This is a genomic window from Yersinia sp. Marseille-Q5920 (genome assembly GCF_946902935.1).
GTDB lineage: Bacteria > Pseudomonadota > Gammaproteobacteria > Enterobacterales > Enterobacteriaceae > Yersinia > Yersinia rochesterensis.
The window spans coordinates 125,453-142,616 of sequence record NZ_CAMPQA010000001.1; the positions used below are offsets into that span (position 1 = coordinate 125,453).

The window sequence follows — 17,164 nt, forward strand, 5'->3', positions numbered from 1 at the left end:
GATATGGTCTGTGCTGAACGTACAGACCAAAATACAACAGATGGCAATTTATTCCTGTGTAAACTTCATATCAATCAAAGCAATAGCTTTCTCAATGGCGCGCTTAGTGACCGGGTCAGTGCCAGCAGGATGTGAAGAGAAATCAATCGCTTTAAGTTGATGGGACATTTTATCCCGCACTTCAGTTGGCGCAATAATATCAATCACATCAAGAATTTGTTTGATAACCAATTGGCAGGCAACCAGATCAGAAACCAATTCTTGATCATTAGTGAACATTTCAGACATGAATAATTCCTTCACAATAATATTGTGAGAGGATATCACGCTCATAGGCATATTTCTTTAGCCGACCGTGTCATGCCAATGATTTTATTGCTAAGGATTCCGAGCCTTGCCTGTGGCTAATAAACAACCTATATAGACAGGTCAGTGCATTGAATCAGGATATGAAAAGTTTATTGGGATAAAAACAAAGCGTAAAAAAACCAGGTTTGATAGTTATCAATCACCTGGTTCGGGGATATGCTATTACATATATTGATCACAATAATCCTAGTCTCACAGTTTATCACCTCCTACGCTTTTATCTTTGTGCAGAACCATTACTGGCATTTTTAGAAAAACGGTTACACCCACAACCGCTATCAGAGTCATAATCACTGTTATCAACATGCGATCACCTCATCACTTTTAATTTCTATTTTTCCAAACTCAGCCTTTATCTTCGAGATCCCCCTCTCTCCTTTACTATGGCACTAGAAAGCTCTTTTGCAAACACACGCTGAAAAGTCTTTATGATAGATTTTCGACAATCGAAGCCAATTTGGTGTTTTGTGTTGTTAGATTCAAGTTGTGTATACTGCACTACTCCCAACCAGAAAAAACAGACTAAATAATGTCACAAGAAAATCATCTCGCGTTAGTCTGCGCCCTCAGTAAATGGGTCGAAACCCATCTGGGGCGGGTCATCTACCTTGAAGAGTTAGCTGTGTACTCTGGCTACTCGCTTTGGCATATGCAGAAAATATTTAAAGAAGTGACCGGGGTATCATTAGGTAAATACATTCGGGAAAGGCGTTTAGCGGGTGCCGTCTATCAACTGCGCAGCAGTGATAGCACCATTTTTGATATTGCTTTGGATTTTGGCTTTGGTTCACAGTCACACTTTACTTACATGTTCAGAAAACGTTACGGCATAACCCCCTATGATTTCCGGCAAAATACCGATATTGACCTCAATATCGCCTTGCCCTTGCATGCTATTCATCAGAAGTTAGCGTAATCACCACAATATAATTATTCGCCTGAATGCATATGAGCGCTATCCGGCGAATACCTTCTCAATCTTTTTTGTAGCAATTCTGCACATCAATGGTTTGTACTTCGTTGCGTTGGCGATCCGCCATGTAAGTCATCACAAACATCGAGCTAACCACAATCAGCGCCGCCGACAATAAACCAATCAATGCAATAACTTTATTGTCATCAAACAAGCTCTTTTCCATACATTCCCCTATTTTCTATAGCGCATTAAATGAGCCATAGGATCACAATCAACGTTATTGCAATCAGCAAACATGATGTTGTCAGTAAAACTACAAGCGCAAATTGCGCATCGCCAATTCCCGTTGAATAATCACTATTCTGGGTAGTATTTTGTTGTTTTTTCAAATCAATACCTACTGGTGAAAACACACCAGCCGTGACCCTGCATAAGAAAAATCGCGTTTTATTGGGCACAACATTAGCAAAAATCATACTAACGCTAACCTGATAGCAGGCTTTTTCAACGCGATCCTGTCGTAGTCTGTGTTATAGATCAAGCCCATCCATTGTAAAAATAAGGCGCTCGCCCAAACACATTAATATAGGTAATGTATTGCAAGTCATAGTCAAGTCTTAGGGTTCCCAGACTATTATCACTCAATATCGTCACCTTATCACAGGGTAATTATGCCGGTCGCAAGACTGTATAACGCTGTGATAGCGGCAATGAGCGCCACGGCAAAGAAACACTTTTCAAGGGAGGAAAATACTGACCTCTTCTGCTCGCGTTTAGCAATAATGAATAGCAGGGTTCCTGGCCCATATATCACTGCCGACAATAATATGTATTTCAAACCACCCGCATATACCATCAATATGGCATATACCGTGGCAATTAAGGCAATGATAAAATCTTTTTTATGGTCTTTCGAGCCCACAGAGTAAGTCTCGCGGGTCCAGACTAATTTCAATCCATATGCTGCAACCAGGAGATAGGGGATGAGAACCAATGAACTGGTTAACTCAAGTGCAAGTTGGAAAGCATATTCAGTGAAAAGCGTAACAATTAAGAATAACTGGATAAAAATATTCGACATCCACACCGCAGCCGAGGGCACCCCGTGTTTATTCTCAGTAGCCAAGATACTCGGCATAATATTACTTTTTGCTGCACTATAGAGTGCTTCGGCGGCCAGTAGAGTCCATGATAAATAGGCTCCCATAACTGAAATAATCAATCCAATACTGATAAATATGGCACCCCACCGCCCTACAATATGCTCTAACACGCCAGCCATTGACGGTTGACGCAATGCAGCCAGATCAGGGCGCAGCAGCACGCCATAAGAGAGCATAGTGACCAACACCAACAAACATAAAACGCCAATAAAACCTAAAACGGTCGCGATACCGACGTGTTTTCTTTCTTTAGCGTAGCGGGAATAAACACTCGCCCCCTCAATACCAACAAAAACAAATACCGTGACCAACATTGTGCTACGAACTTGAGAAAACAAAGTTTCAGAACCCGCACTTATTTCTAATGCCGCATGTCCGGCATAGCCATAATCGTCCAGATGTGAGAGATCCCCCACAGCCCCTAAAGACTGAGTCCCCCAGAAGTTTAAAGCGAAAGTATCGGTGTGAAATGAAAACGCCAAAACAATAATAAAAATAAATATCGGAATAACTTTAGCAAAAGTAGCAATGGTATTAATCGTCGCAGCTTCTTTGATGCCGCGTAACACCATAAAATGGAAGCTCCATAAGATTAATGAAGCAATTAAAACAGCGGATAGCGTATTTCCGTCACCAAATAGCGGGAAGAATGCACCCAGTGTTGATTTGATCAACACGAAATAAGAAACACTACCAATACACGCCCCAGCCCAAAAACCTATTGCCGACGCAAAACCAGCATAGTCGCCAAACCCGGTTTTAGCATAAATATAAACGCCTGAGTCAAGGTCGGGTTTACGTTGTGCCAATGTCTGGAAAACAAAGGCGAGTGTCAGCATCCCCCCACCCGCAATAATCCAGGCGATTAATGCGCCAAAGCCCCCGGTAGCACGGCCAAACGTCGCGGGCAGAGAAAAAATACCAGCACCTATCATTGAGCCGACGACCAGAGAAGTTAATGACCACAGTGACAATTTTTTATTTGCAGAGGCCGCCATATTCGTGTCCCTTTACATAAGTTAATCCAATGTAAAACAGATTAACCTAATAAAAGATTAAGTCCTATAGAGGTTATTCGACGAAAATGTGAGCTTCCGTCAAAAGCTGAATATTCATCATTTGAGTATAACAAGATAAATAATGCACGAAGTCATTATGAAGAGGGTGCCGTGCATTTGTAGGCGATTGACATTAGTTGAGCCGGGATCTATTCGATAAGTGTTTTAACCGCATGAAAGTTGAACGTTATCACCCTATTTCAATACAATTTAGCTCATTAATTTTTTCGTCAAATAATAGCGATGATACTCATCCACGACATTTTCTAGCGCCATTTGCAATTGATAGCCATGCTTTTCATAGAATGGCCTCGCCTGGAAACTGAATGTATCAACTTGGGCAAATTTACATCCGCGTTGTATTGCTTCCCGCTCTACAGCCTGCATCAATTTACTGCCCGCACCTGAATGACGTAATGTATCTGATACCCATAACAATTCTATACTCAGGTAATTGCCTAATGTATAGGCGGTAATCCCCCCTAACGTTTCGCCGTGTTCACCCGTTATAAAAACAGCTAATGGTTTTCGACCATTATCCCCGACAAATTTGCGGTTAAAGGCCTTTAACCCCGCCATAACTTCTGCCACATTTTCAGCCGCTGGGGTATCCGTCATCATCAACTTCATTGTCATTCCTCCTCGCTATGAAATCACTGACACAACTCGATTTTATCTTTTTTTTGGCATATTCGCACAGATGAGAATTTTATTATCGGTTAATAACTGCAAAATAAATGCTATTAAGAACTATTTAGATTTATAATGCCGAAAATCACTTTTTCTTATTTCGTTTTGTAATTTCCCTCTGTAATTGTAAGGATGCCTAATGCTCCGCCGTTTTTTTTCTTATTACACCCCGTATAAAGGGCTTTTCTATCTGGATTTTGGCTGTGCTATTTTGGCCGGTCTGCTGGAACTGAGCTTCCCGATGGCTGTAAAACTGTTCATTGATAAGCTGCTCCCTAATCAAGATTGGGTGTTAATAGTCTGGGCAGCTACGGGCCTGCTAATGATTTATCTCCTCAATACCGCGCTGATGGCAATAGTCAACTATTGGGGACATGCTCTCGGTGTCGGCATCGAAACCGATATGCGCCGCCAAGCATTTAGCCATCTGCAAAAGTTATCATTTAGCTATTACGACAATATGAAGACCGGCCATATCATCACCCATGTCACAAAAGACCTTGAGGAAGTTGGGGAAATTGCCCATCACGGCCCAGAAGATCTTTTCATTGCGGTGATGACTTTTATTGGCGCTTTTATCCTGATGGCTTCTGTTCATCTGCCACTGGCGATGCTCACTATCTTTATTGTGCCGTTTATGACCTATCTGGTCAGCCGTTATGGCGCACAAATGACGGAAACCTGGCGTCGATTGTTTGGTCAAGTGGGGAATTTTAATGCCCGAATTGAAGAAAGCATTGGGGGGATCCGTGTCGTAAAAGCTTTCGCAAACGAATCCCATGAGAAAAAATTATTCGCCAAAGATAACGAAGATTACCGCACCACTAAACTGCGGGCTTACCGCATTATGACCACCAGTATGACCATGAGCTACCTCAGCACCCGCCTGGTTCAGTTGATCGTGATGGTGGTTGGCACTTGGTATGTGGTTAATGACCAGCTTAGTTACGGCGGTTTTGTCGGTTTTCTGTTGTTAGTCGAAGTCTTTTTCCGCCCGGTGGCAAAAATAACCTCGGTACTGGAAAGTTATCCGAAAGGAATTGCTGGATTTAAACGATTTACTCAACTGATTGATACATTACCCGACATTGTCGATCAGCCCAATGCACGCCCGGTGGGCCACCTGCGGGGGGATATTTGTTATCAAAATGTCAGTTTCGGTTATTCTGCACATAACAAAATCTTTACTGACTTAAACCTGCAAATCCGTGCGGGTGAAACCGTGGCATTTGTCGGCCCCTCAGGTGCAGGGAAAACGACATTATGCTCATTACTCCCCCGTTTCTATGAGCTTGATGGCGGTGCAATTACTATTGATGGGATCAATATCCGTGATATGACCCAACAATCATTGCGCAATAATATTGGTATTGTTCAGCAAGATGTTTTCTTATTCGGCGGCTCTATCCGTGAGAATATTGCTTATGGCAAACTGGACGCCAGCGATGACGAAATTATGGCGGCGGCACAGCAAGCTCGCTTGGATGAGCTGATTGAAAGTCTGCCTGATGGCCTTGATACTGTAGTTGGTGAGCGCGGAGTTAAATTATCGGGTGGCCAGAAGCAACGCTTGTCTATTGCGCGTATTTTCTTGAAAAACCCGCCAATTCTTATTTTGGATGAAGCGACATCTGCATTGGATACGGCCACAGAACAAGCTATTCAGTTGGCATTGACTGAGTTATCACAAGGGCGAACCACCTTAGTCATTGCTCATCGTTTAGCCACAATTCAAAACGCCGACCGCATTATTGTGGTCGATAAAGAAGGTATTGTTGAACAAGGTGACCATCACGAGTTGCTCGCCCGCAAAGGGGCTTATGCCAAACTGCATAATGCGCAGTTCAATGCAGCCTGATTCACAGTAAAAACCCACCCGCAGATGGGCTCGAATGGTAAACTGGAGGAAAATTCAGCCAAAGCCATTCCATCGCGGGCTTAAATAGGGTACAAGGACGCCATGAAAATTCCAAAACGAATCCAACCGCTGGTTGATGACGGCTTGGTTGACGAAGTCATCCGTCGTTTAAAAAGTGGCAAAGAAGCTGATGTCTATGTTGTCCGTTGTGGGCAGGATATCCGTTGCGCTAAAGTTTACAAAGAAGCAGAGAACCGCAACTTCAAACAAGCGGTTCAATATCAAGAAGGTCGTAAGGTTCGTAATAGCCGTGATGCGCGTGCTATGGCGAAGGGTTCCAAATTTGGCCGCAAGCAGCAAGAAGAAACCTGGCAAACTGCCGAGGTCGATGCGTTGTATCTGCTAGCCAATGCCGGTGTTCGCGTGCCACAGCCCTATGCTTGTCTTGATGGCGTGCTTCTTATGGAGCTGGTCACCGATGAAGACGGCCTCGCCGCCCCTCGCCTTAGTGATGTTCCCTTTAGCAAAGAGCAAGCTCTGATTGACCATGAAATAATGATCCGCTATGTGGTTCGGATGCTGTGTGTGGGCCTGGTTCATGGTGACTTGTCAGAGTTTAATGTCTTAATCGACAAAGACGGCCCGGTGATTATCGATTTGCCGCAAGCCGTTAATGCTGCAGCCAATAATCACGCTAAAGCCATGTTGGAGCGAGATGTGGCGAATATGACGCATTATTATGGTCAATACGCCCCTGAATTACTTGACCGTAAATATGCCAAAGAAATGTGGGCGCTCTATGAAGATGGCAAGTTGCATCCTGAAACCCCATTGACTGGTGAGTTTGCAGAAAGCACGCAAGCCGTTGATGTTGATGGTGTACTAGAGGAAATTCAGGCGGTTATCGCTGAAGAGCAAGAACGTCTGCGGGAAGCTCAAGACCATACAAACTAAGCGAGATATCGCTTTTTAATATCAGTAATAATCACATCGGCAATAATCATATCGTCAATGTGTATTTGTGGGGCAGTAATATCTTCCTGCCCCACATTTTTTCATATGTATGTTACGAATCAACTTAGTTCTACCGCTTTAACCTGGTTTTTCCCCGCAGTTTTCGCTCGGTATAGCGCTTTATCCGCAGCATCTGACAAATTTTTCGCCGACAGATGTTCACCCGGTTCAGAAACTGAGGCCACACCAACACTGATAGTCACGCGCCCATGGGGTGACATTCCGTGCGGAATATCCAGTTCCTCAATCGAATGACGCATACGCTCAGCAACCGCGGTCGCATCTGCCAGAGTACTTGGGGCGAGTAAGACAATAAACTCCTCACCACCATAACGAGCCAGAATATCTGAATCGCCACGAATAGACTTTGCCAATGTTTCGACAATAGACTTAAGACACACGTCACCCATGGCATGCCCATACAGATCGTTAAAGCTTTTAAAATTGTCAAAATCAATCATCAAGACTGATAGGCTGCCACCTTCTGTTTGATTTTTCAGCCAAAGACTCTGATAGATGTCATCAAAGTGACGGCGATTTGCTACCCCCGTCAGCACATCAGTTTGTGACAATGCTTTGAGGATCGATTCAGACTGTTTAAGTTCTGTAATATCAAAAAACGAACCATACCAGATAACCGAACCATCATCTTGCCGCATGGGGAAAGACTCACCATGAAGCCAATGTGTTCCTTTCCCTGGTCGCACAACACGGAAATCACAACTCCAAACGGATAAATTCTGCTGGGATGTGATAACCGCTTGTTTTAACATCTCCATGTCATCGGTATGAATACGGCTAAATAACGGATTTTTCTCTTGCGGTACATGCAGAACATCGGCAGGCGCAAGATCAAATATTTGCCTGATCCCCTCGCTGCAATAACTAAAATGAGATTCTCCATCAGAATTTAAATAGTATGCATAGATCATCGCTGGCAAGTTTTTAGTTAACTTATCCATCATTTTCTGGCTTTTTTCCAGTTCTATCAGTAAGGATTTTCTTTCCGATACATCTGCAATCACACTGATATAACCTACAATATTGCCATTCTCAGATGTTATTTCATGGACACTCAGCGCGCCCCAGAAACGTTCTCCATCCTTACGTTGATAACACCATTCACTGGCTTCACGGCGATTAAGCAACAAATAATCCAGCTTAATTTGAAATTCACCATTTTCTGGAATATGTAATATATCAGAAATAGGCTTACCGATGACTTCATCCTTAGAATAACCAAACATTCGTTCTGCGCCCACATTATATATCGTGACACAATTATCTAAGTCGGTTGTAATAATAGCGACTTGCTTCTCGGCATTCAGTAATACATCCAGTTGAAGATTAGATAATTCACTCTTCCCATTCTCTCTCTCCACTGGTTCACCTTCGGGGCGCTTACCAAAGACTTTTTTGGCAAAATAACCCAGACAGTTATGATAAAAAGAAAGTATAGACATAAAGATAAATCACCTGTTATTCAGCATGGAAATAAAACTATAATTAACTTAACTCTCAGTATAAACAGTAACATAGCCAATTATAACACATGGTAATAGCCCAGTGTAGATCTGGCCTAATGTGCTCTACAAGCAGTCTCCATCCTTGTAGGAATAATATGCTTCTATTTACCTGCTTGTTATTAGCCCGCATATTGCAATGCAATAATTTATTATAATGAGATTATTAATAACTTCAACCCACACAACAGAGTAATAATCTAAAAATAACAAAAAACCATATTATCATAAAAATCAGTTAGATAATAAGAGCACCATAAAAATTAATAATAGCATAAATTTTAAATTAAGTTATTAAACAAGACATAAAATTGGCAAGATATAAATTTATAGGCCATGCTAAATAACGAGAAAATATCATCCTTATGCACCAATAACACCCTGTGAAGTATAACAACCCAATAAGGAAATAATCATGCTCTATAAATCATTACCTAACTTAGCCATTGCAACACTGCTACTGGCCACCATGACGCCAGTATTTGCCTCCTCCACGACCCCAACAGAGATGACCTGCAAAGAGTTTCTTGATCTTAATCCAAAGAGCATGACTCCGGTGGCTTTCTGGATACTGAATGAGGATACACAGTATAAAAAAGGGGACAATGTAGACTTTCAGGAGGTCGATACTGTATACACCCCAAAAGTCATTGATATCTGTAAAAAGTCGCCTGATAAAAAAGTATCCGCTGTAAAAACAGATATTATGGCAGCGGCCAAGAAATAAATGTCATATCATTCAAAGCCCCGCCTTAACGAGGAGGGGCTGTCTGTTACTTTTGGTTATTCTTATTTTGGAGTCATGATGCTAAAGAAGAAGATTATGTTGGTATCGTTATTGCTATTACCACTCGGTCAAACTTTGGCTCTTAATTGTCAAAACGCGGTAACACAGCAAGATATGAATCAATGTGCAACTTCAGATTATAAAAAAGCCGATGCCGAACTTAATCGCACTTACAAGGATGTTCTTGCCAAAACATCTGTCGGCCAAAGGCCATTATTAAAAAGTGCGCAACTGACCTGGATAAAATACCGTGATGCGGATTGTACTTTCCAGTCATCAGCCACCGAGGGGGGGTCAGTACATCCAATGATTATTTCTGCTTGCTTGACCCATAAAACCGAAGAACGCACCGCACAATTGAAATCATTCCTCAACTGCCCTGAAGGTGATTTAAGTTGCCCGCTGTAATATCACTCAGAGATACACACTCGCTATAATTCACATTGTCGCAAAATGGAACTCACTCAGCCCCGCCTGTTCAGCAAGACCTGATAATAACAGCAGCTGCGCAAGGTGATCGCCGATATACTCCTTTACTCGTTTTAATACTTCCGGGGCTAAACCACCACGAATGCTGGGTATTGCCCACTGCAACTGAGTATAATTTTTGAGTAGATGAGTCATCAGCAAAGTCGCGGCACTGCTGAGCGCCAGTATTTTGGGAATGATAGGTATTGTTGCCCTATTCTGACAAGATCTTACCGCGGCTCAAATAGCACCGGAATTATTGAAAGGAATTGGCCTGAGCTTGCCAGGGACTTACGGCTTTTCACTGGGCAATATGATAAGCAGCCGCCACCATTGGGTAGTTTGGTTATGTTCTCTAAACCCGGCTGGGTACAATCCTGGTTTAAGCAGATATCACTTAATAATCATTCAGCAAGTTAAGGAATTGCCGAGTATGGGAATAATAGAGATTGTATTTAATGATGAATAAATTCAATGCCATATAGCCCGCCAATCGCATTTATTGTTTCCAGTAAGTGCGCCCCATCTGCCTGAGAAAAAGTAGCATCACTCTCAGGCAAAGATGCTAGCGGCCGCCCAGGTAATCCAGTAAGCCATGCAATAATCTTAGCCATTGTCATCTCCACGTTATCGAGCAAACTGAGTCAAACTAATGTATTAAGAGTAAACGCCGAACTACACAATAAATGAAATAATCATTATTACTTTCAATATGCAAAATTTAGCTATTAAAGAACTGACTTCGTGAATTTATCACTTTAGTCATGCTAGCCATGCGCCAAAACGCTATATTGAATGGACATTTATCTTTAACAGATACGCCCTTGGAGGAGCTCCGCATGTTTATTGTTAGCCTAACTTATCATCAACCTATTGACGTAGTTGAAGCATTGACCGAAAACCATAAAGATTGGTTGAAGAAGTATTATGCACAGGGGGTTTTTATTGCCTCTGGCCGTAAAGTCCCGCGTACTGGCGGTATCATTTTGGTGAAAAGTATCGCTCGTGAAGAGTTGGATAAAATATTGTCAGAAGATCCTTTTACTGCGGTAGCTCATTATAGTGTGACTGAGTTTGTCCCCTCTATGGCTATCGAGTCAGTTGATGCATTAAAAACGCTGTAATGGATTGATATCAAATAATAGCAGCCAGAGCCGATGCTATGGCTGTTGTTGAATACCAACGAATGTTGAATACCAGCGAATGTTGAATACCAGCGAATGTTGAATACCAGCGAATGTTGAATATTATGATGCAGCCTGCTGCTGTCGTTTCGCCATAATGCGGTGAAAATTCTCCTCAAGCCAGAGAGCCAGCCCCTCAACCTGCTCCTGAACCTCTTTGCCCAATGAGGTTAGCTTATATTCCACATGCGGTGGCACAACCGGATACGCGATACGTTCAACAAACCCGTCCTCTTCGAGGTTCTGCAATGTTTGCGCCAGCATTTTTTCACTGACACCACCAATCTTTCTTCTCAGAGCACTAAAACGCAGGGTTTCATTACTCAACGCAATGAGTACCAAAACCCCCCAGCGACTAGTAACTCGCTTGAGCACTTCTCTTGATGGGCAATCTACATTGAGCAACTCTCCCCGCCGGACTTGTTCCGGAAATGAAATAGTGTCAGGCAAATTTGGCGATTCTATTATTTTCATACTAACCTTTTTGTGCGTACTTACTTAAAGTTAGTATATTGCATATGATGATCTCAAGAGCGGTTTTTTAGCGAATATTATCTTTTGTTCCTTAAAACAGCTTGTCACCTGACTACTTGCCCAAAGTCATTAGTGTGGTAGGTAGCCAGTGAATAAACCGCGCAGCTCTGACTCAGGTCAGTGATTCGGGTACGAGAATCTAGCTAACCCCAGCTATTTCAAGTACGAAAGGCATAACATCACATTTGGAGCATCATAATGATCGCAGTAACCGGAGCTACCGGCCAACTAGGCCGCCTTGTTATCAATGCATTACTCAAAAAAGTCCCAGCCAGTGAAATTATTGCCGCCGTACGCAGCCCTGAGAAGGCCAGTGATTTAGCAGCGTTAGGCGTTCAGGTACTTAAAGCTGATTATAGCCAACCCGCGACATTAGAAACTGCTTTCCAAGGGGTTGATAAACTGCTGTTAATCTCATCGAGTGAAGTGGGACAACGTATTGCCCAACATACTGCGGTAATCAATGCCGCCAAAAAAGCAGGCGTCAAATTGTTGGCGTATACCAGTTTGCTGCATGCCGATAAAAGCACTTTGGGATTAGGTGAAGAACACCGTGCCACAGAAGAACTTCTGCGCGACTCAGGCCTGCCGGTGGTGCTCTTGAGAAACGGCTGGTATACCGAAAACTATGCTGCAAGTATTGCACCGGCGCTAGCCCATGGTGCATTCATCGGCGCGGTCGCTGATGGCCGTATCGCCTCTGCCGCGCGTGAAGACTATGCCGAGGCCGCCGCCACAGTGCTGACCCAAGAAAATCAAGCCGGTAAAGTTTACGAATTAGCTGGTGATGACAGCTATACATTGGCCGAATTCACAGCAGAAATTGCCCGCCAATCCGGCAAACCAGTCGTATACAAAAATCTATCTGAGACTGACTTCAAGCAAGCGCTGATTGGAGCCGGTTTACCTGACGGTTTTGCCAGCCTGCTGACCGATTCTGATGCGGGTGCGGCTAAAGGTGGGCTTTTTGATGATAGCCATACCTTGAGCAAACTTATTGGCCGCCCAACAACCCCCTATGCCAAAGTGATTGCTGCAACACTGGCTACACTTTAATTTTTCACCATCATTGTTTCCGCTATGACTCTTGACCGGTACCCTCGGGCTACCGGTCACATTCAGCGTCTGTCTTATGATTTAGCCGCATCCAATGCTTGGGCAAGGTCATTGAGGATGTCATCAATGTGCTCAATACCAATCGACAACCTCACCATATCCCGTGGTACACCCGCCTTAATAAGCTCTTCATCATTGAGCTGACGGTGAGTTGTGGAGGCTGGATGGCACGCCAATGATTTGGCATCACCAATATTAACCAGCCGTACGATCAAATTCAGCGCATCGATAAATCGTCCCCCCGCCGCCTGCCCGCCATGAACACCGAATGACAATATAGCGGCAGGTTTACCACCAAAATAGCGTTGGGCTAATTCATGTTCAGGATGGTCAGGTAAACCGGCATATTTAACCCAGCTAACTTGTGGGTGATTCTGCAAGTAATGGGCAACTTTCAATGCATTTTCAGTATGGCGCTCCATGCGCAAAGCCAGAGTTTCTAGCCCTTGTAAGATCAGAAAGGCATTGAATGGCGACAGTGCCGCGCCGGTATTTCTCAGCGGTACCACTCGGCAGCGACCAATATACGCAGCCGCGCCAAATTGCTCGGTATAAGTCACACCGTGATAAGACGGATCGGGCGTATTCAATTGAGCAAAACGCTTCGGATATTGTGCCCACGGGAACTTACCGGAATCCACCACTATGCCACCAATGCTGGAACCGTGGCCGCCGATATATTTGGTCAATGAATGCACCACAATATCCGCGCCATGTTCAAATGGCCGACAAAGAATAGGTGTCGCGACCGTATTATCGACAATCAATGGCACCCCGTGCCGATGGGCGGCATCAGCCAATTTTTTCAGATCAACAATATTGCCCGCTGGATTACCAATTGATTCACAAAAAACCGCTTTTGTCCGGTCATCAATCAATGCTTCTAATGCTTCAATATCATCATGGTCGGCAAATCGAGTTTCGATCCCGTAACGCGGCAAAGTATGGGCCAGCAGGTTGTAAGTCCCGCCATACAACTTCGCTACTGACACGATATTATCCCCGGCTTCAGCAAGTGTCTGGATAGCATAGGTGATCGCGGCCATACCGGATGCAACTGCCAGGGCAGCAATCCCCCCTTCCAGCGCTGCAACCCGTTGTTCCAACACATCATTGGTGGGGTTCATGATTCGTGAGTAAATATTGCCCGCGACTTTTAAATCAAATAAATCGGCACCATGCTGGGTATCATCAAAGGCAAAAGAGGAAGTCTGATAAATGGGAACGGCAACCGCTCTGGTGGTGGGATCTGGTGAATAGCCGGCATGAATAGATAATGTTTCTAATTTCATTTTTAATCCTTGTTATAGATACAATATCAATAGCTATGAACTGGTCGATAGCTACGGACTGGCGCTTTATGATGCTGCGCCTCTGACTAGACCAACAATTTACTTGCGATAGACGATATTAAGGAATTCACAATAGAGGAATTAATGAACGATACATATATGAAAAAAAACAATTATTTAGTTATTAATTATAATTAAAAATTATCGACTTCCCCCGACTAAGTCCTCCATCACTCTTCGCCGTTTCCCTGTATTTTTCTATCCCACTAACTTTCTCTTCTTACAAACCAATCATCTGATTAAAAAAGCAGATTGGTGTCTTGCTGTCTGTCTTCATTGTTAAATACTGTATATATAAACAGCATTGGATGGCAAGTTATCTTTTCTTCTTGTTCTCGCATTTAGGAGCATTTACGAGGGAATCTAATCATGTCGGGCTGACACGATGAATTTGAAGGATAATTTAAACCTAAATGTCATTATGCGGAGTGGGTTTGTCACAACAAAGTGGTCATTTTCACTTAGGGAGTATTGCCCCCTTAACTAAATAGATAGAGCATCAACCTATCACTGTCCGCTATTTACAACCATGTCCACTCCAGTGATACACTTGTCGCATATCATGCTAACTGAACAATTAATGCCATGCACACTTTCTTGATTATCATCCCTAATGGGGGAATGCTGTTTGAAGCAATAGGGGTCACCGATATTCTTATGCATGCTAATCGCCTGCGAACAACGGATACTCCTAACCCACCCTATCAGGTCACTGTTGCAACAACACAACCGCATCGCGTGGTAAACGGCATTTCAGGTCTAAACTTGCTTGCTGACCAGCGGCTTTCCGACCTGGATCCGACACTTTCCCGCAACACAATAATGGTCACTGGCAAAGGGCTGACAGAGGATGAAAGTAGCAATGTTGTCAGTTGGCTTAAGCTGGCAGAGCCACATGCCGAACGAATAGTTTCGATCTGTGGGGGCGCACTTCTACTGGCCAAGGCCGGTTTACTGGATGGGCGGCATGCCACTACACACTGGCGGTTGCTTGATACCCTGCAAACCCAATACCCACGGATAATGGTGGAACGCGGTCCTTTGTATGTTCAAGATGGCATGGTCTGGACATCTGGGGGGGTCAGTTCAGGTTTTGATCTGACTCTCGCTTTGGTCGAAGACGACCAAGGATTTAATATCGCCAGAGAGATTGCGCAAGACCTCGTGATGTTTCTGCGCCGTCCTGGCGGACAAATACAGTTTAGTCGGTATTTACTGAATCAAGCCAATGATGGGGTGATCCGTGATCTTCAAGCATGGTTGCCTAATAATCTCACCCATAATTTGTCCGTCGAAAATCTGGCAGAACGAGCGGCCATGAGTCCGCGTAACTTTACTCGAGTATTCACTCGGGAGACCGGTCTTACACCAGCAAAGTATATTGAAGAAGTCAGGTTAAATGCTGCCAGACAGCACCTTGAACAGACAACCAACAGTATTGAGCAAATTGCGGTGGTCACTGGGTTTGGTCGCGGTCTAAATCTACGCAGAGTTTTTGAACGCAACTTACAGCTGACGCCAACAGAATATCGTGAACATTTCCATTCTCGCAAAATGGCATAAATTGATCTTTTGTTGTCATTTACGCCCCCCTTTTCTGAGAGCTATTATTAATTCAATTCAGTCAATAAAGGGGTTTTTATCATGGTTAAAGTGGGTATTAACGGATTCGGCAGAATTGGTCGAAATGTCCTTCGTGCAGCATTGGGACGTCATGATTTTCAGGTGGTCGCCATTAATGACCTCACTGATAGCAAAACTCTCGCTCATCTCCTTAAATATGATTCACTCTCCGGTACGTTAAATGTTGATATTAAAGCGAGTGAAAACCAAATTTTGGTTGATGGACATGCAATTCGCGTCTTTTCAGAAAGAGACCCAGCTGCAATTCCGTGGAGTAGCGTCGGTGTTGATATTGTCATAGAAGCCACCGGATTCTTTACTGAAAAGGCCAAAGCAGAAGTCCATATCACCCAAGGTGGAGCAAAGCGTGTCATCATTTCCGCTCCAGCTAAAAACGACGACATGACCATTGTGATGGGTGTCAATGATGACAAATATGATGCAGCCAAGCACAAAGTCGTCAGTAACGGTAGCTGCACCACTAACAGTCTTGCTCCTGCGGCACAAGTTTTACATCAGGTATTTGGCATTGAACATGGGCTTATGAATACCACCCATGCATATACCAACAGCCAAGCACTCCATGACCAACCAGAAAAAGACTTACGAGGAGCACGTGCAGCAGCTGTTTCTATTGTTCCTTACTCCAGCGGTGCTGCTAAAGCAATCGGCAAGGTTATTCCTGAACTTGAAGGTAAAATGACCGGCTATTCCCTGCGCGTTCCTGTGCCAGTGGTCTCTATAGTCGATTTAACCGTAAACCTTAAACGTGAAGCGACAGTTGAAGAAATTAATGCTGCATTTCGTCAAGCTAGTGAATCTGGGCCGTTAAAGGGTATTCTGGGCTACAGCGAAGAACCTCTGGTATCAAGTGATTATCGCGGCGATCCGCGGTCATCTATTATTGATGGCCTTTCAACACTGGTCATTGGTGGCAAACTGGTCAAAATCTTGGCTTGGTATGATAACGAATGGGGATTTTCGAATCGCCTCATTGACCTTGCTTTGTTAATGGAAAAACGCGGTTTATAACCCCTTCTTGGCTATATTATCCGGGAGCATAACAAGCTCCCGGAATAGGCCAGACTCATTTTGCACTGTAACGTCTGGAACAGTTAACAACATCGACGATGGCGGCTTAATCAACTCTTCCGCCCAAAATTTTCGTGCAACTGCTTGATATTTTGAGCAAAGACTTTAACCGACTTTCACCTATCTATGACTTTCTGATGAAAATAGAAAGCTTAAAAAAGAGTCATTTAATTTTAAATGATTTTTGATTCAGCCATCATTATCGCTTTTTAGCTTTTCTAGCTCTGCATCTGCGGGGATTTTTATTCCTAATTAATATTACTCAGATTGATATGTCGGGCAACTGTAACAAATAATTATTGTGATATTCATAATTAACAAATATTGCAAATCAAACCACCAAAAAACATCACATCGTGTAACCTTTAAATAAAAATCATACATATTTAATTTCAATTACAGGCAAATATAAAAGCA

The 17,164-nt window shown here is 43.4% G+C and carries 18 protein-coding genes and 2 pseudogenes; 10 read left to right on the forward strand and 10 right to left on the reverse strand.

Annotated features, from left to right (window positions below; genetic code table 11):
* Positions 1 to 48: 48 nt before the first annotated feature.
* Entirely contained in the window at positions 49 to 288 is a 240-nt protein-coding gene (locus OVO64_RS00705) for a DUF2766 family protein (RefSeq protein ID WP_038632378.1), read from the reverse strand.
* Positions 289 to 898: 610 nt separating this feature from the next.
* Between OVO64_RS00705 and OVO64_RS00710 the strand changes: the two genes are divergently transcribed.
* A complete protein-coding gene (locus OVO64_RS00710) occupies positions 899 to 1,285 on the forward strand; it encodes a helix-turn-helix domain-containing protein (protein ID WP_038632374.1) in 387 nt (128 codons plus the stop codon).
* A 58-nt stretch (positions 1,286 to 1,343) separates the two neighbouring features.
* Here OVO64_RS00710 and OVO64_RS00715 read toward each other — a convergent pair whose 3' ends face one another.
* The 4 genes from OVO64_RS00715 to OVO64_RS00730 all read right to left on the reverse strand — a co-directional run bounded on the left by OVO64_RS00715 (position 1,344) and on the right by OVO64_RS00730 (position 4,136).
* Positions 1,344 to 1,508, reverse strand: coding sequence for a hypothetical protein (locus tag OVO64_RS00715; RefSeq protein WP_038632372.1), 165 nt, complete (start codon positions 1,506 to 1,508; stop codon positions 1,344 to 1,346).
* 25 nt (positions 1,509 to 1,533) lie between these two features.
* Positions 1,534 to 1,761, reverse strand: coding sequence for a hypothetical protein (locus OVO64_RS00720; protein ID WP_038632370.1), 228 nt, complete (start codon positions 1,759 to 1,761; stop codon positions 1,534 to 1,536).
* A gap of 182 nt (positions 1,762 to 1,943) precedes the next feature.
* Positions 1,944 to 3,446, reverse strand: a complete 1,503-nt coding sequence (locus OVO64_RS00725) for an amino acid permease (protein WP_038632368.1) — start codon at positions 3,444 to 3,446, stop codon at positions 1,944 to 1,946.
* A gap of 270 nt (positions 3,447 to 3,716) precedes the next feature.
* Positions 3,717 to 4,136: a GNAT family N-acetyltransferase gene (locus tag OVO64_RS00730; protein ID WP_038632366.1), complete on the reverse strand. Its 420-nt coding sequence runs from the start codon at positions 4,134 to 4,136 to the stop codon at positions 3,717 to 3,719.
* A 199-nt stretch (positions 4,137 to 4,335) separates the two neighbouring features.
* Here OVO64_RS00730 and OVO64_RS00735 point away from each other — a divergent pair, with 199 nt between their 5' ends.
* Both OVO64_RS00735 and OVO64_RS00740 read left to right on the forward strand, forming a co-directional pair.
* Positions 4,336 to 6,054 carry an ABC transporter ATP-binding protein gene (locus OVO64_RS00735; RefSeq protein ID WP_038632364.1) on the forward strand — a complete coding sequence of 573 codons (1,719 nt, stop codon included), beginning with the start codon at positions 4,336 to 4,338 and terminating at the stop codon, positions 6,052 to 6,054.
* A gap of 102 nt (positions 6,055 to 6,156) precedes the next feature.
* Complete coding sequence (locus tag OVO64_RS00740; RefSeq protein ID WP_038632362.1) at positions 6,157 to 7,008, forward strand: PA4780 family RIO1-like protein kinase; 852 nt, start codon at positions 6,157 to 6,159, stop codon at positions 7,006 to 7,008.
* A 119-nt stretch (positions 7,009 to 7,127) separates the two neighbouring features.
* Here OVO64_RS00740 and OVO64_RS00745 read toward each other — a convergent pair whose 3' ends face one another.
* The gene (locus OVO64_RS00745; RefSeq protein ID WP_267248527.1) at positions 7,128 to 8,531 is read right to left on the reverse strand and encodes a sensor domain-containing diguanylate cyclase; all 1,404 of its coding nucleotides are present in this window, start codon (positions 8,529 to 8,531) and stop codon (positions 7,128 to 7,130) included.
* Positions 8,532 to 9,006: 475 nt separating this feature from the next.
* Between OVO64_RS00745 and hdeB the strand changes: the two genes are divergently transcribed.
* Entirely contained in the window at positions 9,007 to 9,318 is a 312-nt protein-coding gene (gene hdeB, locus OVO64_RS00750) for an acid-activated periplasmic chaperone HdeB (RefSeq protein WP_145509903.1), read from the forward strand.
* Between the two features lie 78 nt (positions 9,319 to 9,396).
* A complete protein-coding gene (locus tag OVO64_RS00755) occupies positions 9,397 to 9,786 on the forward strand; it encodes a lysozyme inhibitor LprI family protein (RefSeq protein WP_038632356.1) in 390 nt (129 codons plus the stop codon).
* A gap of 33 nt (positions 9,787 to 9,819) precedes the next feature.
* Here OVO64_RS00755 and OVO64_RS00760 read toward each other — a convergent pair.
* A pseudogene (locus OVO64_RS00760) lies at positions 9,820 to 10,032 on the reverse strand (AraC family transcriptional regulator); the annotation flags it as partial.
* On the opposite strand from OVO64_RS00760, the pseudogene OVO64_RS00765 reads away from it, so the two are divergent.
* Positions 10,019 to 10,177 (forward strand): annotated as a pseudogene (locus OVO64_RS00765) (EamA family transporter); the annotation flags it as partial. The pseudogenes OVO64_RS00760 and OVO64_RS00765 sit on opposite strands and share 14 nt — an antisense overlap.
* 124 nt (positions 10,178 to 10,301) lie before the next feature.
* Here OVO64_RS00765 and OVO64_RS00770 read toward each other — a convergent pair.
* Positions 10,302 to 10,460: a hypothetical protein gene (locus OVO64_RS00770; RefSeq protein ID WP_162928745.1), complete on the reverse strand. Its 159-nt coding sequence runs from the start codon at positions 10,458 to 10,460 to the stop codon at positions 10,302 to 10,304.
* Between the two features lie 225 nt (positions 10,461 to 10,685).
* Here OVO64_RS00770 and OVO64_RS00775 point away from each other — a divergent pair, with 225 nt between their 5' ends.
* Entirely contained in the window at positions 10,686 to 10,970 is a 285-nt protein-coding gene (locus OVO64_RS00775) for a YciI family protein (RefSeq protein ID WP_038632352.1), read from the forward strand.
* 123 nt (positions 10,971 to 11,093) lie between these two features.
* Here the strand turns inward: OVO64_RS00775 and OVO64_RS00780 are convergent, their stop codons facing one another.
* On the reverse strand, positions 11,094 to 11,504 hold the full coding sequence (locus OVO64_RS00780) for a winged helix-turn-helix transcriptional regulator (RefSeq protein WP_120011290.1): 411 nt from the start codon (positions 11,502 to 11,504) through the stop codon (positions 11,094 to 11,096).
* A gap of 258 nt (positions 11,505 to 11,762) precedes the next feature.
* Between OVO64_RS00780 and OVO64_RS00785 the strand changes: the two genes are divergently transcribed.
* Positions 11,763 to 12,620, forward strand: coding sequence for an SDR family oxidoreductase (locus tag OVO64_RS00785; protein ID WP_038632350.1), 858 nt, complete (start codon positions 11,763 to 11,765; stop codon positions 12,618 to 12,620).
* A 74-nt stretch (positions 12,621 to 12,694) separates the two neighbouring features.
* Here the strand turns inward: OVO64_RS00785 and OVO64_RS00790 are convergent, their stop codons facing one another.
* The gene (locus OVO64_RS00790; RefSeq protein WP_038632348.1) at positions 12,695 to 13,972 is read right to left on the reverse strand and encodes a bifunctional O-acetylhomoserine aminocarboxypropyltransferase/cysteine synthase; all 1,278 of its coding nucleotides are present in this window, start codon (positions 13,970 to 13,972) and stop codon (positions 12,695 to 12,697) included.
* A 645-nt stretch (positions 13,973 to 14,617) separates the two neighbouring features.
* On the opposite strand from OVO64_RS00790, the gene OVO64_RS00795 reads away from it, so the two are divergent.
* Entirely contained in the window at positions 14,618 to 15,595 is a 978-nt protein-coding gene (locus tag OVO64_RS00795; protein WP_038632346.1) for a GlxA family transcriptional regulator, read from the forward strand.
* Positions 15,596 to 15,676: 81 nt separating this feature from the next.
* Positions 15,677 to 16,687, forward strand: a complete 1,011-nt coding sequence (gene gap, locus OVO64_RS00800; RefSeq protein ID WP_120011291.1) for a type I glyceraldehyde-3-phosphate dehydrogenase — start codon at positions 15,677 to 15,679, stop codon at positions 16,685 to 16,687.
* Positions 16,688 to 17,164: the final 477 nt, after the last annotated feature.

Bases quoted from the DNA above. Each gene is read 5' to 3' on its own strand.
- OVO64_RS00705 (WP_038632378.1), bottom strand. From the start codon at position 288: ATGTCTGAAATGTTCACTAATGATCAAGAATTGGTTTCTGATCTGGTT.
- OVO64_RS00710 (WP_038632374.1), top strand. From the start codon at position 899: ATGTCACAAGAAAATCATCTCGCGTTAGTCTGCGCCCTCAGTAAATGG.
- OVO64_RS00715 (WP_038632372.1), bottom strand. From the start codon at position 1,508: ATGGAAAAGAGCTTGTTTGATGACAATAAAGTTATTGCATTGATTGGT.
- OVO64_RS00720 (WP_038632370.1), bottom strand. From the start codon at position 1,761: ATGATTTTTGCTAATGTTGTGCCCAATAAAACGCGATTTTTCTTATGC.
- OVO64_RS00725 (WP_038632368.1), bottom strand. From the start codon at position 3,446: ATGGCGGCCTCTGCAAATAAAAAATTGTCACTGTGGTCATTAACTTCT.
- OVO64_RS00730 (WP_038632366.1), bottom strand. From the start codon at position 4,136: ATGAAGTTGATGATGACGGATACCCCAGCGGCTGAAAATGTGGCAGAA.
- OVO64_RS00735 (WP_038632364.1), top strand. From the start codon at position 4,336: ATGCTCCGCCGTTTTTTTTCTTATTACACCCCGTATAAAGGGCTTTTC.
- OVO64_RS00740 (WP_038632362.1), top strand. From the start codon at position 6,157: ATGAAAATTCCAAAACGAATCCAACCGCTGGTTGATGACGGCTTGGTT.
- OVO64_RS00745 (WP_267248527.1), bottom strand. From the start codon at position 8,531: ATGTCTATACTTTCTTTTTATCATAACTGTCTGGGTTATTTTGCCAAA.
- hdeB (WP_145509903.1), top strand. From the start codon at position 9,007: ATGCTCTATAAATCATTACCTAACTTAGCCATTGCAACACTGCTACTG.
- OVO64_RS00755 (WP_038632356.1), top strand. From the start codon at position 9,397: ATGCTAAAGAAGAAGATTATGTTGGTATCGTTATTGCTATTACCACTC.
- OVO64_RS00770 (WP_162928745.1), bottom strand. From the start codon at position 10,460: ATGGCTAAGATTATTGCATGGCTTACTGGATTACCTGGGCGGCCGCTA.
- OVO64_RS00775 (WP_038632352.1), top strand. From the start codon at position 10,686: ATGTTTATTGTTAGCCTAACTTATCATCAACCTATTGACGTAGTTGAA.
- OVO64_RS00780 (WP_120011290.1), bottom strand. From the start codon at position 11,504: ATGAAAATAATAGAATCGCCAAATTTGCCTGACACTATTTCATTTCCG.
- OVO64_RS00785 (WP_038632350.1), top strand. From the start codon at position 11,763: ATGATCGCAGTAACCGGAGCTACCGGCCAACTAGGCCGCCTTGTTATC.
- OVO64_RS00790 (WP_038632348.1), bottom strand. From the start codon at position 13,972: ATGAAATTAGAAACATTATCTATTCATGCCGGCTATTCACCAGATCCC.
- OVO64_RS00795 (WP_038632346.1), top strand. From the start codon at position 14,618: ATGCACACTTTCTTGATTATCATCCCTAATGGGGGAATGCTGTTTGAA.
- gap (WP_120011291.1), top strand. From the start codon at position 15,677: ATGGTTAAAGTGGGTATTAACGGATTCGGCAGAATTGGTCGAAATGTC.